Source organism: Bacillus cereus group sp. BfR-BA-01381 (genome assembly GCF_022663555.1).
GTDB lineage: Bacteria > Bacillota > Bacilli > Bacillales > Bacillaceae_G > Bacillus_A > Bacillus_A pacificus.
On record NZ_JAKUFR010000289.1, the window covers coordinates 1 to 270 of the forward strand.

Sequence of the window (270 nt, forward strand, 5' to 3'; positions counted from 1 at the left end):
AAAAACAGAAAATAGAAGCTAGATTATACTTTTCGCCCTCTTGCCACCAACAAGTTCTTTTTAGAAACTATAAGTCTACAGATTTAACAAGAACGAATAAAATAGCAAAACGAATAGTAAGTTTGCCTTTATGGGAAGGAATGACGAAAGAAATAGTAGAACAAATTGTAATCTGTTTAGGACAGAAGGTGGTGTCGGCAGATGAATAGTTTTTATAGTCAAGAAGAGCTAAAGAAAATTGGATTTTTATCTGTTGGGAAAAATGTATTG

General features: G+C 32.2%; 1 protein-coding gene and 1 pseudogene. Both read left to right on the top strand.

The window, feature by feature from the left end; genetic code table 11:
- Positions 1–209 (top strand): DegT/DnrJ/EryC1/StrS family aminotransferase (locus MR079_RS28725; protein ID WP_242295109.1); only part of this gene is annotated, 209 nt, incomplete at its 5' end.
- Positions 202–270: pseudogene (locus MR079_RS28730) on the top strand (acyltransferase); the annotation flags it as partial. The gene MR079_RS28725 and the pseudogene MR079_RS28730, both read left to right, overlap by 8 nt.